Genomic DNA, 15,448 nt, shown 5'->3' with positions numbered 1-15,448 from the left:
TTTCAAAAAGCCTCATATTTGTCGCAGGTTGCAGCAGATACGCCGGGTTGATCGTAAAGCCTTTCAAGGTCGCGCGCACTGCGCACCGTGAACGCCGCTTCACTCTTGATTTCCAGCGGGAGGATATAGCCTTGGACCAGGCTGGCTTTTGTCAGCGATTCGTAATCGACGGAAACTTCCACATACATGACCGCACCATTTGGCGGTGCCTTCAGCTCTTCGCCGGCAACACCCATTCCCGCAAAGGCGGTGCCCAGTTCGCCGGTCCCGGCTGTCCCATAGGCAGAGCTGAACACCTTCTTGCCCATGCATCGCTGCCAATGAATCCATTGGCCGCCATCGGCGTTTTGCTCGAGGCTGCTGATGATCACGCGGCCATTTTCGAACAGGTCGAGATCTCCGGCCTGAATGTCTGCCCCACGTAATGCATCGAGTACATCGCCTTCAAAAACCCGCTGCGCCGCTAGCGCATCTTTGTCGCCAAGACGCGATGCGTTGTCGGCAATCTGCATCGTCAACTGGCTCACACGCATGTGCATGTTCGCCGCATAGGCCAACTCCATTCCGCCCAGACCGAGCAGAAGAAGGACTGGTGCGGTGAAGGCGAATTCGACCATCGCAACGGCATTCGCGTCCCTGGCAAGTGATCGCATCTTCCGCCGAACCGGCAATATGAGTCTGGTCATTTTCATGTCGCGCAATATCCTACTTCGGGGATGCGTTCGCTTTGGTTCGAATAAGGCTGATTGCGAAGTACGGTCGCGGACCGGATCACTACGTCGGGCGAGTAGCCGATCAGTTTCTGGACCGGCAGAAGACGGGTATACTTGGTCTCGGATTCGTAGACGACCGCATCACTGGCTCCGCCCCTGCCATCGCGCCCCTGATCGGCGTCCCAATTCCCATTTCCGTTCATGTCCTGAAACGGCTCACCGTCGTTGCAGACGCCGTCGCTGTTCGAATCGGTGAAGTCTTCAGCTACGCCCACATCAGCGTAATTCTTATAATTGCTCCGATTGAATGTGACTTCTGCATAAGGCACGATCGCGTGGATCTGGCTCTCGACAGCTGCATCCATCTGGGCCGCCGTCGGGCCACCGGGTTCGAGTGCCGAGTCTCGCCCCGCTTCCTGCATCGCGCCTGCGACCACGGACCTCGCATACAGTTCCAAACCCAGATCCATCGTTCCGATGATCATCACGAGCAAGACAGGCGCAAGGATGGCGAACTCGATTGCCGTCGCCCCCTCTTCGGAGCCCGCAATCGCTCGTGCACTGGGTTTGGCGCACCGTATCATTCGACCAGCCTCAGTTCAGCGATAGAGCCGGCGATCTTCTTGAACGCGTCCGTTAATGCGTCGCCATCGGCAGCCGCAAAGGCGCGGCCCGTGCCGGTAGAGCAGCCTTCCGTGTGAGCATTCAAGGGCAATTCAAAAGCGACCGTCCAGATGGTCACATTCTTGTTCTTGATCCGAGCACAAATCGCATCGAGCCGTGCGTTATGGATGACGGCGAGATCGGATTCTCGCCAAGTGCCGTCCGCTGCAAAACCTGCCATGCGGCCGTCCATGTCATAGTTGCCAAACGAGGTCGTCCAGCTGGGCCCCGGGCGTATTTCACCGTCAGTCATGAAGATGATGTGACGCGCGATCGGATCACCGTTTGGTGCACTTTGGTTGTCTGCACCGAATATTCCGTCCGGCGAAATCATGCGCCCCGCCCAGATCATACCGATATCATGCAGCGTGTAGCCACTTGGATTGAGGTTGTTGATGTAGCTTTCGAAGGCAGCGTTTCGCGATCCCCCGCTCAGCGGAAATTCCGTGAGGCGCAAGGCAGGGTCGGGGCAGCTGAACCGGCGCGTCGACCTGTTCGTTGTGGTCTGCCATTCGTCAGGCCCACCGCGATCATAGGTGATCTGCGGCCACATGGGCTTCCACTGCGTATCAGGGTCACCAGCAGACGGAATCAGATCGATGTCCAGGTCGTATGCAAGGCCCGGGATCGGCGAGAAGTTGGTGGTGGCCACAGTGCCCCGCTCTTCGATGCAGCCGTTCCACGTGCTGGTCACGTCGGCACCCTTCGTCCCGGTCGGCAGCGTTACCGCATCACCCAGCTTGAACCTCGAAGTGTCGAGATCCATTTCCCTGTAGACATAGTAGTCGAATTCTTCGCGGAACGTTTCTTCCTTCTCGTCACCAGGTCCAGCGACACGGAACTTCTCAATGTCGGCTCGGCATGCCGCTTTTTGGTTGTTGGGCCAATGCTTCCAATAATTCGGCAGCCATTTGGGGTTTTCCACGACCCACGTCGCTCCGTCCACCACGTAGATCCCAGCGTAATCGAGGCAGTCCTGCTTCTTGTCTTTGTTGTTCTTATTGAAGTGGTAATGCGCCGAGTTGTCGCTCCCCAACTGCACGGGCTCGCGCGGAAGCAGTTCGGTCGTTTCGGTCTCGTCAAGCCGGTCGCCGATCTCGACGCCATCATTGTTACTGATTAACTCAAAGAAGGCTTCGCGCGACTGGTAGGCGAAGCTGTCCGCGAGGAAATCGGGATCTTCGTCAAGCAGCATGGATCCGACGTTTACAGCGCCGGAATATGGCACGACGCCGACGCGGATCCTCGCGCTGTCGGGCTTCACTTCCATCACTTCATCGTAAAACTCGAAGACGGCTTCCTTGAGATCTGCCACCCGTGAACCCGCCATAGAACCCGACATGTCGAGAACCAGAACAACGTCAATATTGGGAAGGTTCAGTTCGGCGCTGCACGTCACTTCGAGATCAAACTTTTCGAATCCGAACACCGACATAAGGGTGGTCGGAACTTCTACAGACGCTTCACCGTGCATCGTAGTGTCGCCCTGGGCGCTCAATACAAAGGTGTCGCCTTGCGTGCCGTACATCCCGGTCCGGAAGTTGTTTGAGAAAAACGAGTCGGCAGCATCCTGCACCTCGGCAGGGATCTCCCCGGCGGCTACAACATTGCCGGCGAGCTGCTTACGAGCAGCCAAGGTGGCAGAGTCGCAAGCCTGCTGGAGTCGCGATTTGGCCAGATAGGCCCGACTCGTATCGAGACCCCCACCAATCACTCCGACCAGAGGGATGATGGCGGCAACCGACATCATCATCGCATTACCGGATGTGTTGTCACGCAGCCGCCTTAAGAAGGATTGCGTATCTTTGCTTTGCGTCTTCATCAATCTCTCGCCGCCAAGAATAAACTTCCGAGAATAAGATATTCCGGATTCCCCTGCAGATCGGGCCGAAGCCAGTTCCGCACGGACTCTATGCGCGAACCCCCGTTGCGGCTTCTTCAATGATAAAGGTAAATTGTAAGTAAAATGCGCAGTTATCGTCGTAGATGCATTGATTCAAAGCCATAAATGACGATCATCATCGCAGGGCGAGAATGAAGAAATAGGAGGCTTTTTGAGGCAGCGGTCATTACGTCAGCTTGGCGTTAACTATGATGGTCCCGGTAAAGTTGCTGCGGACCTGGCTTGATTACGGATCCGCCGAGCACGCATGGCATCTAGCCCGCCAACGGATTCGCCCTTGCATTGCAATGAAGCGGTAGCTCTTGGTCTGATTGCCATTCGCGGTGGTAGCTGCCTGATCAAACTGGACGATGCTCATTTTGGGTAGAGCTTAGGGACAGGTTGTTTAGGCATTCTCGAACGGATAAGATGAATTCCCTGAGGTCGCGCCTAAACCCTCGCACAAGAAGACCTGCAATCGATCGCTTGGCTTCTATGAAAGGAAGCGGCGTATGGAGATGGACGTTGTTGCCGCAAGCGAGCTCCAACGTGGCGGGTGGGATGTCGTCGTCATTGGTTCCGGCTTCGGATCGCTGTTTTTCCTGCATTCCTACCTGAAGCGTCATCCCGATCATCGCATTCTAGTTCTTGAATGGGGAGCCAGTCATTCGCGTCAGTGGCAAGTCGACCATCAGACGAACTCTGCGGTCGATTACCAAACGACGATCTCAAATCACGGCGAAAAAGATTGGAATTTTAGTATCGGGCTCGGCGGGGGGACGAATTGCTGGCAGGGTATGACCGCCAGAATGCACCCGCACGATTTCGAACTGAAGTCGCGGTATGGCGTCGGCCTCGACTGGCCGATTTCCTACGATGATATCGCAGAATACTACGATTTGGCCGAAACCGTAATGAATGTCGCGGGAGCGCCGGATGCCGGCAAGGTATTTCCGCGTTCCGCACCCTTCCCTCAACAGCAGCACCACCTCAGCAGAACCGAAAGGTTGATCAAGGCCGATCGACCGGACACCTTCTTTGCGGCACCGCAGGCCAAGCTTACGAGCAATGTCGGCACGCGGGGTGCTTGCTGTAACAATGGCACCTGCTCGCTTTGCCCCACCGGCGCCCGGTTTTATGCCATCGAAGACATGGCCGACATCTGGGAAGCGCCCAACCTCACAATCTGCACCGGGGCGAGAGTGCGCGAGATCGATTTTTCAGGGCCAATTGCCAAAGCGGTCTTATTCGAGAGCGAAGGCCGAGAGTACCGGGCAGAAGCCGACCTGATCGTTCTTGGCGCGAACGGGATACATTCGCCGTTTATCTTGCAGCAATCGGGCATACTCGGCGGCGACCCGGGGAGCTATCTCGGCGAAAAGATGCTCACATTTGTGGAGATCATGCTGGACGGGATGGACCATTTCGATGGCGGAACGGCAACGACCGGATTTGAGCTGAGTTACATAGACGGCGAATTCCGGTCCCGTCATGGCGCCGTTCAATATTGGACCAACAACAGTTTCCTGTGGGGCGGTCTTCGGCTCGATCCGCCGGGTCGGCACCGGCAGGTATTTCCGATAGGCATCACAGTTGAAGACCTGCTCTACAAAGAGAACGCTGTCGTCGATACAGGGAACAAATATCCTGTCATTGAGCACAGTGGCTTTTCCGATTACGCGATGAAAGGGCTGGACTTCGCGATAAGCAAGATCCCTGAAGTGTTTTCGTCTCTGCCCATTGAAAGCGTTGAGCTTCGCCGCGTGTTACCGACCGCGGACCATATTCACGGCTCATTGCGCATGGGAGACGATCCAACCACCTCGGTCGTCGACTCAAGCCAGCTTCATCACCATCTGAGAAATCTGCTCGTCGTTGGAACGTCAGTGTTTCCCACGACGAGTTGGGCTGTTCCTAGCCTCACATGTGCAGCGATGTCCCTGAAAGTGGGGGCTACAATTTGACCCTGGAACAACTCGATGGTCGATAGGAAACTCGGGACGACGCGACGCAACCTGATCGTCGGACTAGGAGCAACCGGTCTTGCTTCAGCGGTCATCATTTCCGGCAGGCTGAGCGTTGCCAGTCCGGAAGGTTTTGTGGCGCTGATGGCCAAGCGGGCCTTACCGGACGCTTTGATACCAGATGGGGTGCTGGAACGGTTCGCCGCGGATTATGTCTCCGAATTGTACGGAGATCGCCTGAAAAGCCTAATTGCGCTCACTCACTTGTCGGTCACCCTGACCACCACGGGTATCGACATGCTTCTCAGCGCCAACGAGAAATACAAGAACTTCCGACGAACAGCGGTGACACAATTTCTGGTCAGAACAAACTACTTCACCACTAGTGGCGGCAAGACCGGGCGACTGGAATATTTCGGTTACCTGCCTTGCGGACAGAACCCTTTCGCTCAGTTTGGCTAGTACACGCCGTTAGTTGATCTGGTTATGATAGCGAGCTGCACCGCCAACCGGGCATGACAACTTATAGCATGATTTGGCCTTCGCAATGGACGGGCCCGGCTGTTCGGACAGTCTCCGCCTAGGCATTGATCCCTTGGCGGTCACGCCCGTGAAGCCGCAGTCTTGATAGCGCGGCGGATGCTCATATAGGTTGCACAGCGGCAGATGTTCCCGCTCATCGCGGCGTCGATATCCGCATCGGTCGGGTCTGAGTTCTCAGCCAAAAGCGCGGTTGCCGCCATGATCTGTCCCGATTGACAATACCCGCATTGCGGCACGTCGTTTTCGACCCAGACCTGCCGGATCAGATTGGCGGCGTCTCCTTCTACGCCTTCGATCGTGGTGATTTCCGAACCCTCCAGAGAGTCATGCGGCAACACGCATGACCTAGTTGGCGTGCCATCTATATGGACGGTGCATGCGCCGCACTGGGCAATTCCGCACCCGAATTTCGTGCCGGTCATCTTCAGATGATCGCGCAGCACCCACAACAGCGGGGTGCCGGGGGCAGCGTCGACCGTTTCGGTCTTCCCGTTAATCTTCAGGGTTTTGGCCATGTGTCCTCTCCTGGATCAGGCAGTTTGTGTTTCGGGAAGCTTCAGCCTGCTGCCAGTCGCACCGATGATCGGCAACGTCCGGATGCGGTGGCCCGTCGCGTTGAAGATCGCATTGGTCAGAGCCGGTGCCGCAGGCGGTGTCGCCGGTTCACCGATCCCAGCAGGCCGCGTGTTCGATTGCACTATTGTCACCTCAAAATCACGCGGTGCCTCGCCCATCCGCAGAACTCTCCACGACGGGAAGTTGTCCTGCACAACCGCGCCTTTCCGCGCAGTAATCTCTCCATAGAGAGCATTCGACAGCCCATATATCGTCCCGCCCTCCATTTGGGCGCGGGCGTGACGCGGATTGACCACTGTTCCGGCATCGACCGCAAGCCAGATGCCAGGGATCGCGAGCATACCTTCCGGGCTGACCGACACTTCGATCACGGTAGCGATATAAGACAGAAACGATCGGTGGACGGCAATTCCCAAACCGTGCCCCGAAGGCAGATCGCGACCCCATCGCGCCATTTCAGCCGCCTTCTCGACCACATTCGACAAACGTCCTGTCTCGATGGGATAGTCTTCGATCGACGCATCGTAATTTGGATAGGTTGCACCCTCTTCGCCAGGGTCGAAAGTGCGTGCGCCGCCAATCAGCTCGAGCAGGTAGTCTTTCTGGTCACGCCCTGCAGCATGGGCCAGTTCGGCAGCGAAGCTCTGCACGGCAAATGCGTGATAGATGTTGGCCACCGATCTCAGCCAGCCGATCCGCAAATGACCTTTGGCATCGCCTGATTCGACCCGCAGGTTCGGCATGGCGAATGGCACATCGGTCGCGCCGAGACCCATTTCGCCGTCGGTGGGGGTTGCCATCCCGTCCGCAAATGTCGATGCAATCGGCGGGAAGACCGTCCGGTGCAGATAACTCGTGCATTTGCCATCTGCGTCCAGCCCCGCTTCAAGGCGCTGCGCACTTGCGGAGTGGTAGAATCCGTGACGAACCTCGTCTTCTCGGGTCCACGTCACCTTGACCGGTTTCCCTACCTCCTTGGCAATCAGAGCAGCCTCCACAACGAAATCGGGTTTGGACTTGCGGCCGAACGCACCGCCCAGCCATGTCGCGTTGACGGTGATGTTTTCCTTGTCGATTTCCAGCAGGTCGGCGAGCGTTTGCCGCGTGGTCTGCGGATCCTGGACGCATGCCCAGCATTCCAGCTTATCATCGGTCCAGTGCGCGGTTGCAGATGGCGGCTCCATCGGCGATTGCGAAAGGTGCGGTGCATAATACTCGGCTTCGACCACCTGGGCAGCCCTGGCTATGCCCGCCCGAACATTGCCGCGTTCGCGCCGCACTGTTCCGGGACGCCTCGCCGTGCGCTTCATGGCCTCGGCGAAACTGATCGAATCGTATCCGGCATTCGGGCCATCGATCCACTGGACATCCAAAGCGTTGCGACCTTGGATTGCAGCCCAAGTATCGCGGGCTATCACGGCAATGCCGCCCATCGGTTGAAACAATGCTGGCGGTTTCGCATCGCGCAGCCTGACCGTTTGCAGCACACCCGGCACAGCAAGGGCCGCGGCATCATCCACACGCCCGACCCGGCCGAACACTTGCGGCGGGCGAGCGACCACAGCGTAAACCATGTCCGGCCTGTCCACATCGATCCCGAACGTCCCCTGCCCCCGCGTGATCAGCGGAATAGTGAGCGAAGGGATCTCCTTGTTAATAAAGCGCCATTCACCGGGCTTTTTTAGGCTGATATCATCCTCGGCGGGCACCGGAAGGCGGGCGGCGAGCTCGGCAAGATTGCCGTAGGAAAGCGTATCACTGTTCTGCGAATTGCTTACCAGCCCCTCGGCGGCGGAGCATTCGGACGGGTCCATTCCCCAATACAGGGCCGCCGCATCGGTCAGCATCTTGCGCATGGCCGCTCCGGCCACTCGCAGGCGGTGGAAATTGTATCTGACTGAACGCGAACCATCGGTGTTTTGGTCGCCGTAGCGTTCGTGGCCTTCGGCCTGAACGATTTCAACGCGGTCCCAATCGGCCTCGAGTTCGTCCGCCACGATCTGCGCCATCGAGGTCCAGACCTGCTGTCCCATCTCTGATCGGTGGCAGGTGATTTTGACCGCACCGTCTTCGTCAATCGCGATCCAAAGCGCCGGGGAGGCGTCTCCCCCGGCGACCTGTGTCAGAGGACTGTCACCTGGGTTTGGTAGATCAAAAGCATTTGCGTCGATATCAGGCTCGACGTAATTCGAACATCCAGCGAGTGTTACTCCGACAACGAATAGGCCCGATCCGGCGACGAAGCTCCGGCGGCTGAGGTTCGTAGTCGACCTTGGTCCGCCTTTGTCTGAGCCAGTTGGCGCTTTACCGGGAATGATGCCCATATTGCGTAGAAACACGAGACTCTCCTTTGGTCGACACTAGCTTAACGAGAGTTCTCCGTCAGCGATAGCGGTTCATGGGCGGACGAACTCGGGCGATAGGTCCGAGTGACCATGTTGACGTCGGTGCGTTAGAAACGAGCTGACTCGTACTAGAAGCCGCACAAGCAAGCCTGACGTTCGAAGTATCACTCATCCGGCGGCGTGCGGGCGCTGGCCTAGGAGCTAGCGAAACGTCAAGACCGCTCCGTTTTCGGGCACGAAAACTCGCTCGGCAAATCTCTCAAGCAATGCGGCCACCCGCGCCCGCAATCCGCTTCGGGACGATAAGCAACGGTCGAGCGCTTCCATGTGGACCGTAATAATCTGCACGGCAGGATTGTTTCGGTTCGCCATTTCAATCAGCAACGGGCCTTGATCGGCGTCCATTATAGGTATCTCCCGCGACAACGCCTTGACGATCGGCCCTCCGGTATGGGCCGTCAGGACATCTGGTCGGTAATGCTCAATGATCGGCTCAACCTTGGCGACGTCAAGAAGCGTGTCGCCCGCCCAATAGATAGTCGGATTGGGCGCGATCCCCGCGAAAGACGGAAGTTAGCCCTTGGCCGACAGCATCGGATCAAGAGGGAATTTCAGCCTTACGTAATGAAGCCTGCGGCGGCGTTGCGGTAGAACTTGTATTCAACCTTCATTTTGAAATTTCCAATCGCGTCTGCAGCGAAGCTCGGCGCGCAAGCGACAATCGCTGAGCCCTCCGCAAGGCTTGCACTGATCGCAAAAATATGCGGCGTGATTGCAGGAGTGTATTGCTCAATTCTCGATCCCTTGCTTGGCGGTCGCAGGGCAGCCTCTTCAGACCGCCCCGCGATCAAACTTAGTCGATATTGCGAGCGGCGAAGAAGGCGCGCACTTTGCCGGAAATCAGCTCAGCGTCTTCTTCAAGAGCGAAGTGGCCCGTATCCAGCAGGTTGAAATCGAGATCTTTGACGTCGCGCTTGAACGCTTCTGCTCCAGGGGCCGGGAAGAACGCGTCGTTCTTGCCCCACACCACCAGGACCGGCGGCTGTTCTTCGCGCAGATAGGCCTGCCATTCGGGGTATTTCGCGACGTTGTTGCGATAGTCGTAAAACAGGTCGAGCTGCACTTCGTGCTGGCCCGGACGGGACAGACGCTGGTGATCGAGAATCCAGTTGTCGGGCAGGATCGCGTCGGGATTGCGCGTGCCGTGCGTATACTGCCAGCGCAGCCCTTCGAGGCTGAAGACGTTCTTGGCGATGGTGGCCTCAAGTTCGGCGTTCTGGCCGCGACCTTCTTCCCAAAGCTGCATGATCGGCGCCCATGCACCTTCATTAAGGCCCTCCTCGTACACATTGCCGTTCTGAGTGATGATCGCCTGAACCCGCTCCGGGTGTTCGGTCGCAATCCGAAGGCCGACAGGCGCACCGTAATCCTGAATGAAAAGCGAGTATTCATCGACGCCCTTCTGTTCGAGGAACGTGTCCACCGTGTCGGCGATGTTGTCGAACGTGTAGGTGTATTCGTCGCGCGAGGGATAATCGCTCGCGCCGAAGCCCGGATAGTCGGGCGCGATGAGGTAAAAATCATCGGCGAGCAGTGTGATCAGATCGCGGTACTGATGCGAGGAATGCGGGAAGCCATGAAGCAGCACGATCGCCGGATTTGATGGATCGCCCGCTTCACGGAAGAATATCTTGTTCTCCTCGACCGTCTCGTAGCCATAGTGCGGCACCGACGACGACGCCTGAGTATCGACCGGGGTAGCAGCGACAGCAAAAGTGGCTCCAGTCACAATTACGGCAGCAGCGGCGAGTGCAAATTTCTTGGTGGTGTTCAACTTGATATATTCCTTGATCGGTGCGCGTGTGACTTAAGCGGCCAGTAGATCAGCTGCTGGAAAATCGATTTCGATATCCAGTGCTTCATTTACGTAATTGGTCAGCGTGTTGAGAGCGACGTGAGCGATGATCTCGACGATTTCGGCATCGCTGAAACCGGCCGCACGAACGGCTGCAACATCATCGGCGCTCACGCCGCCACGTTCGGCAACCAGCTGCACCACAAACTCGACAGCGGCTTTCGCTTTCGCATCGCTCGACGTGCCACGGCGATTGGCGGCGATCTCTGCACCATTCAGCTTGGCGACGTTCCGAGCAAGATAAGTGTGCGCGGCGAGACAGTAATCACAGCCATTGAGCTGGGCGACTGCCAGCGCGATGCGTTCACGAGTGGCAGGGTCGAGCGCTCCTTTGGCGAGCGCACCGTTCAGGCCGAGAAAACCCTCCAGCGCTGCAGGGCTGGTTGATACGAGGCGGAAAAGGTTCGGCACCGAACCGATCGATGCTTTCACATTTTCGAGCATAGGCTGCGATGCCTGTGGTGCGGCATCAATCATGGCGGGGGTTGGAATTCTGGACATGGTTTCTTTCTTTGCTGGTCGATCGAGGAGCGGTGTCCTCGTTGTCGACCAGAGAAATAGCTTCGCCGGTTTAAAATAATAATCATGATAATTCAGAATATATTGTTCCATAATGCGGAATACTGTAGGGCAAGCTCATGGACCAGCTTCGGGCAATCCAGACATTCGTGGCTGTTGCCGAGGCGGGAACCCTGTCAGCCGCTGCGCGCGCGTTGTCGCTAAGCCCACCCTCGGTGACGCGTCTGGTCAGCGACCTCGAAGCGCATCTTGGCACAGCCCTTCTGCACCGCACGACCCGAGCGGTGACGCTCACGGAGGCTGGTCTCGCGTACTTGCACGATGCGAGGAACATCCTCGCCGCGGTGCACAGCGCCGATGATGCTGCGCGCGGTGCGCATGAGCGACCGCAAGGCACCTTGCGCGTCACTGCGTCCGTCCTGTTCGGACAGCATTACATCCTCCCGATAATCGAGGAATATCTGGCCACCTATCCCGATGTCTCGGTCGAAGCTCTGTTCGTCGACCGTGTGGTCAGCCTTGTAGACGAAGGGATCGACATCGCGGTCCGGATCGGTGCATTGGCGGATTCTTCCCTGATAGCGGCCAGAGTCGGTCAGATCCGCTGGGCGGTTTGCGGCAGTCAGGATTATATCGAACGGCGCGGGATCGCCCAGAGGCCGGAGGACCTGACCAAGCACGATGTCATTGGCTATGGTACCCACGCACCGAAGCGCTGGAATTTCAGCAACGGCAGAAGCGTGACGGTTGAGCCGCGATTGTCGCTCTCAACGGTGTCCGGAACGATAGAAGCGGCCAAGCGAGGCATGGGCCTGACCCGCGTTTTGTCCTACCAGATCGGCCCCGAATTGGAATCGGGCGGCTTGCACACCGTACTATCGGAATACGAGAACGAGCCGGTGCCCATCCATCTGGTTCACGCCGAAGGGCCTCTGGGTTCGGCCAAGGTTCGCACGTTCAAGGAATTGGCCGCCAAGAGGCTCCGCGGGGACGCCTTTTTGAATTGATGATGTGGCGACCCTGAAGAGCAAGAATTATCAGGAAGTAATTGCGGCACCGTCTGTCTTATCGCAAATTGCCACCAACGGGTCCGGCTCTACTCATCCTTCACGTTTCTCTCGCCCTAGTGCTGACATCGGCGACTTCCTCCTAGTTGGAGCGGTGGAGCGAATAGTTTTCGAATAGCCTCTTAGTCATTCTCCTTACTCACCATATTTTGCATCGACCCAGTAATTAATCGAGGCAATTATGTGAATTAATGACTCATCGGAAAATGGGCGTTTAAATCGGTCGGTGATTGAGGTGATCTCGGAACTAGAGTGGCTTTAGACAGGCCATGGACAAAAGCGAACTCCTGATAAGCGTACATTCTTCTCATGCGCTGCATCGCTATCTTCTGACTTTGGAACGGTAGATGCGACTTGCCAGCTCGGCTGTACTTCCAACGGCCGACCTCCCCCAAATCCTCTCTCTCGAGTTCCCAAAAAACGGCGGACAAGAATATGGGCCAACGGTCACCACCTCGACCGGGCTCCCATGGTTCTTGAGGGCCTTCTATTCTAAAGGCAAAAAGCCGCGTCCTTGTCTCTGGTTTTAGAGAGGTCGCTTCTGAAACCTTTCCTGAGTGATCGACCGCTCGCCACCGGCATTGGGGCTCTTCGTTGATCGCCACAAACATCTCATCGAGGTGTCAACTCAATGGCCTGAAACCGCGCCCAAATTCAATCAGATACTGCCACTTGATATACGCTGTCCGCGGCGAACATGAAGGCCAACCGGTTTCAGCGGAATCGAACCGTCTCGTCGCAGATGTCGATGCCGCGTGCAAAGGGCAGCTCCTCCACATCTCTGAAGCTCAGCGGAAAATGCACAGGCATGGTCACCACAAGCCGAAAAACTTCCGGTGACGAATTAAAGAGTCTGATAGATTAGCGGATTATCAATGTCAGGACATCAATCATGCCTTACGCTGACTACCCATATCGAGATCAGGTTCAATTAGTCAGACAATCCCTAAATATTGATGATATGCCTAGGAGGCCGCTTACTCTGCCAGCGAGAAATTTGGAGGATCAAATGCAAAGATCATCATTCATCGGTTCGGCCTTTGCGTCTATTTTATTATTTAAGAGCGGCGCATCCGATCAGTCGACCATTTACTGCTCGGGAACTGTTTCTCAATCGTATATGAATAAGTAGGGTGATGTGATTTTCAAAGGTAGTTGGGCGCCCATTTGGAATCAAGTCTGCAATATTCATGATACTTGGAAGGATGTTACTCCAAGCGTGCGTTTGGCCTGGCTCACAAAGAATGACGCCGCAGTGCCCCTTGGTAAAACAGTCAGAGTTCATATTTTGCTGGATTTACTTGCGAGACCCTTCCGAGCTACGGGGTCGCACCGTCGCCCGGACATCTTATGTTGGAGTAGATACGAAGGTAGGAATTTCATTTCCCTTTAAGCCGTGGCCACGAATTCTGAAGGCACCTTCAACACGGCCTAAGCGTGACTTGCCGCGTAGACTTGTATTTCTTGAGAGACCCCTTTCGGGTTCCAATCTTAGGCTATCCGAATTAAAGGCCTTCGCAGACTCTTTTGTTGAAAATGTCCATTTATCGCGTTTGCGTTTAGATGGATAATCGAAATGCTCAGTGTTGCGAAATAATGGAGGCTCGTTTTGAAGATCTTATTGCGTATCTCTTTTTTGATAGTTGGTCTTACAGCCACTTCGGCGGTGGCTGGCGAGGTATGGTCGGATCGACGCACAGTGACCGCTGTGTATCCTGACGGAAGCGGCATAACATTTTATGCGGATGGCCCAGTCATCGGCGGCACGTGCTCAGGGACAACGACACGCTTGCATATCCGGCAGACCGATCCAAATTATGAGGCTAAAGTTAGCGCTGTGTTGCTAGCTTTCTCTGCTCAGTTCGATATCATATTTGTTTATGACGACACAATGTTGAGCGATTGCGCCCTGCATGTGGACAGGCTCCAGGTGGTCAGATAACGGGCTACTGGTTACGCTTTGGTTGTGTGCAGCGGCTGACTCCGGTGAAATCTTCGTCGCTTCGGTTTGATCATGAAACGATGCCGAACTCTCTAGTATGCTTAGACAAGTTAGTAGCCATTGCGCTGGCTCTTTGGTTACGACTCGTACAACAACTCTCCTAAGACGGCTTATTGCAGACGGTTTCGAACCGAGGCGATCTGACAGAAACGGAAGATCGTGTTCTGAAGAACTTTTTGTTTTTGGGAGACCTCCGCGTCGAATCGTGTCTCGCGATGACGCGATCTTCCACCGAAACGAGGCGGCTGAAGCACGACCTATTGGCAAGTCAGGGGGAGGGGCGGAGCGAAGTCGGACTCGAAGACTCCACGTCCCATAAGTTGGCCGACAATATGGCCACTATGGCACCGATGATAGCACTGATCGCGCCCGTGTTTCGGAGCGGGGAGAATAAGGAGTAGTGATTGGGAAGCTGTGAGGCGGCATCACAAATCAACTCCGCCGTCTGGCCGATGCCCAACGAATGGCGTTCGCCTTTCATCTGAAAGCCGGCGAAGCAGCGAATTTCGAGGCCTCTTAGGCTTTAGACCGAGCCGGAGCGAACTCTGCAAAAGTTTCAGCCTTAAAAGGGTCACGATTCCGGCACCGGTCGCGCTGACCTCTAAATCCGAAATGCCGAAACGATCATGCTGGCAAAATCGAACCGTTGATTTCAGGTCAAATGTGACCAGGCGCTTTACAAGAGACGCAACTAGATCACGCACTTCTTCCGTCATTTGAAAATCAACTGCGCCAGCGTAACCTAAACACGGTCAAATTACAGAAAGCGCATTCTCGATGGCCAATACCTCATCGGCCAAAGACTGCTCAGATCTCATCGACGCCGCCTAAATCGTTGTCTGGCAAGTGTTGGCAATCATTGTAATTGCCATGTGTAGGTGATGCTGCAAGGCGAGCTTCCCTCGCGAATACGGATCCTTCCAATCGGCTTTCCTTGGGAGTGCGCAGTCAGCAACATCGCATAAATTTTGTCTGCATTGATCTCGCTTGCGCGCAGAACAATATACCCTCCTGAAAACAAAGTGCAGTTGAGCAAACTTTCATCACCTGAAGTATCTATCAGGATGTTACCCGATGCCTCGACTCTCAAGTGAGTTATGAATTCTCCGTCGCACGCGATTGAATGACAGACCGCGTTGGCCGGGCTGGAAAGAAATAAAAATCCTGCACTTGCGGCGGCGATTAGTGAACACCTCATAACATCTCCCTCAAAGAATTAATTTCTTATCGTATATTACTCAACGCATAACAAATTATCT

The 15,448-nt window shown here is 55.8% G+C and carries 10 protein-coding genes; 3 read left to right on the top strand and 7 right to left on the bottom strand.

Features of this window, described 5'->3' with window-relative positions:
• Positions 1 to 2 precede the first annotated feature (2 nt).
• The 3 genes from KCG45_RS08805 to KCG45_RS08795 are packed head-to-tail and all read right to left on the bottom strand — an operon-like array spanning position 3 to position 3,198.
• A complete protein-coding gene (locus tag KCG45_RS08805; protein ID WP_218316895.1) occupies positions 3 to 692 on the bottom strand; it encodes a TadE/TadG family type IV pilus assembly protein in 690 nt (229 codons plus the stop codon).
• The gene (locus tag KCG45_RS08800; protein WP_218316894.1) at positions 689 to 1,297 is read right to left on the bottom strand and encodes a TadE/TadG family type IV pilus assembly protein; all 609 of its coding nucleotides are present in this window, start codon (positions 1,295 to 1,297) and stop codon (positions 689 to 691) included. The genes KCG45_RS08805 and KCG45_RS08800 overlap by 4 nt, the downstream gene beginning before the upstream one ends.
• Complete coding sequence (locus KCG45_RS08795) at positions 1,294 to 3,198, bottom strand: TadE/TadG family type IV pilus assembly protein (RefSeq protein ID WP_218316893.1); 1,905 nt, start codon at positions 3,196 to 3,198, stop codon at positions 1,294 to 1,296. The genes KCG45_RS08800 and KCG45_RS08795 overlap by 4 nt, the downstream gene beginning before the upstream one ends.
• Positions 3,199 to 3,770: 572 nt before the next feature.
• Here KCG45_RS08795 and KCG45_RS08790 point away from each other — a divergent pair.
• Positions 3,771 to 5,222 carry a GMC oxidoreductase gene (locus tag KCG45_RS08790; RefSeq protein WP_218316892.1) on the top strand — a complete coding sequence of 484 codons (1,452 nt, stop codon included), beginning with the start codon at positions 3,771 to 3,773 and terminating at the stop codon, positions 5,220 to 5,222.
• Positions 5,223 to 5,237: 15 nt separating this feature from the next.
• The gene (locus tag KCG45_RS08785; RefSeq protein WP_218316891.1) at positions 5,238 to 5,684 is read left to right on the top strand and encodes a hypothetical protein; all 447 of its coding nucleotides are present in this window, start codon (positions 5,238 to 5,240) and stop codon (positions 5,682 to 5,684) included.
• Positions 5,685 to 5,824: 140 nt separating this feature from the next.
• Here the strand turns inward: KCG45_RS08785 and KCG45_RS08780 are convergent, their stop codons facing one another.
• The 4 genes from KCG45_RS08780 to KCG45_RS08765 form a co-directional block, all read right to left on the bottom strand.
• The gene (locus KCG45_RS08780; RefSeq protein ID WP_218316890.1) at positions 5,825 to 6,280 is read right to left on the bottom strand and encodes a (2Fe-2S)-binding protein; all 456 of its coding nucleotides are present in this window, start codon (positions 6,278 to 6,280) and stop codon (positions 5,825 to 5,827) included.
• Between the two features lie 15 nt (positions 6,281 to 6,295).
• Positions 6,296 to 8,680: a xanthine dehydrogenase family protein molybdopterin-binding subunit gene (locus KCG45_RS08775; protein ID WP_369410763.1), complete on the bottom strand. Its 2,385-nt coding sequence runs from the start codon at positions 8,678 to 8,680 to the stop codon at positions 6,296 to 6,298.
• A gap of 859 nt (positions 8,681 to 9,539) precedes the next feature.
• Entirely contained in the window at positions 9,540 to 10,520 is a 981-nt protein-coding gene (locus KCG45_RS08770) for an alpha/beta fold hydrolase (protein WP_255548099.1), read from the bottom strand.
• Between the two features lie 33 nt (positions 10,521 to 10,553).
• Complete coding sequence (locus KCG45_RS08765) at positions 10,554 to 11,102, bottom strand: carboxymuconolactone decarboxylase family protein (protein WP_218316889.1); 549 nt, start codon at positions 11,100 to 11,102, stop codon at positions 10,554 to 10,556.
• Between the two features lie 137 nt (positions 11,103 to 11,239).
• Here KCG45_RS08765 and KCG45_RS08760 point away from each other — a divergent pair, with 137 nt between their 5' ends.
• The gene (locus KCG45_RS08760) at positions 11,240 to 12,127 is read left to right on the top strand and encodes a LysR family transcriptional regulator (RefSeq protein ID WP_218316888.1); all 888 of its coding nucleotides are present in this window, start codon (positions 11,240 to 11,242) and stop codon (positions 12,125 to 12,127) included.
• Positions 12,128 to 15,448 lie beyond the last annotated feature (3,321 nt).

This window comes from Erythrobacter ani (assembly GCF_019204025.1).
Classification (GTDB): Bacteria; Pseudomonadota; Alphaproteobacteria; order Sphingomonadales; family Sphingomonadaceae; genus Erythrobacter; species Erythrobacter ani.
This window is presented reverse-complemented; position numbering and strand designations above follow the sequence as displayed.